The organism is Actinoplanes cyaneus, from assembly GCF_016862095.1.
Taxonomy (GTDB): domain Bacteria; phylum Actinomycetota; class Actinomycetes; order Mycobacteriales; family Micromonosporaceae; genus Actinoplanes; species Actinoplanes cyaneus.
Genome location: NZ_BOMH01000164.1, coordinates 1 through 1,050 on the forward strand (window position 1 = coordinate 1; position 1,050 = coordinate 1,050).

General features: G+C 71.0%; 1 protein-coding gene and 1 pseudogene. One reads left to right on the top strand and one right to left on the bottom strand.

What is annotated here, in order from left to right; all coding sequences use genetic code 11:
* Positions 1-547, top strand: a pseudogene (locus Acy02nite_RS46165) (ATP-binding protein); the annotation flags it as partial.
* A gap of 126 nt (positions 548-673) precedes the next feature.
* On the opposite strand, the gene Acy02nite_RS46170 reads toward Acy02nite_RS46165, so the two are convergent.
* On the bottom strand, positions 674-1,050 hold a 377-nt coding region (locus Acy02nite_RS46170; protein ID WP_203756812.1), incomplete at its 5' end, for a nuclear transport factor 2 family protein.

A 1,050-nucleotide genomic window follows, 5' to 3' on the forward strand; every position in this document is an offset into this window, starting at 1 on the left:
ACTCCCCCTGGCCATGGCCGTGGTCGCCGCGCGGGCCATCGACCAGCCCCTGTCGACGATCCTGGCCGAGTTGCGATCCGCCCAGCAGACTCTCGACGCCTTCGCCGACGAGAACCTGGACAACGATCTCCGCGCGATCTTCTCCTGGTCCTACCGGCGGCTGACGCCGGCCGCGGCCCACCTCTTCCGGTTGTTGTCGCTGCATCCGGGCCCGGACATCACCGCGGAGTCGGCTACCGTCCTGGCCGGGACCGGCGCGGACGAGACACGGAGACTCCTGGCCGAGCTGCTGCGCACCCGCCTGGTCACGCAGCACCGGCCGCACCGCTATCGGCTGCACATGCTGGTGCGCTCCTATGCGCTCGAACTGGCCGCGCAGACAGACCCGGTGCCGACGCGGGACGAGGCGCTGCGCCGGCTCCACGACTTCTACCAGGAGGGCGCCGACGCCGCGAACCGCCTCATCGAGGGCTCCGGTCAGGTGCCGGCCCTCGACCCGGACGCCCTGGACGCGACCGCGACGCGCCCCACGATGCCTTCGAACTGATCAAGCGACCAAGAGGCGCTCCCGCCCCGTCCTGAGATGGCCGCTGCAGATGCGGCAGGGCCCGCCCGCCGGGGGGAAACCGATCGGAGGGCCCTGCCGTGGTCCATGCCCGCTGAAGGCGAGAGGTCACTCGCCGAGCAGCATGAGCGGGTCACCGTCGAACCACGCGTTCGCGATCTCGAGGTGGCGGATGCGCCACTGCTCGCCGTCACGCACCATCGAGGCGGTGTAGCGGTTCATCATCAGGGCGTGCCGGGTCACCTTCGGGTCCGACCCGGTGCCGGGCTTGAAGTGCTGTGCCTGGGCGTAGGCGTACACCGTGGCGGTGTCCCCTTCGACGGCGGCCCGGATGTTACTGATGGCGTGGCTGCTGTCCAGCGGCCCCACCGCACCGATCAGCGTGCTGACGGCAACCTCCCGCGGGCCCAGCGGGGGGAACTCGTACCCGATGCGCTGCATTGCCGGGCCCAGGTCGACGACCGCGTCCTCGGTGAGCGAGGAGG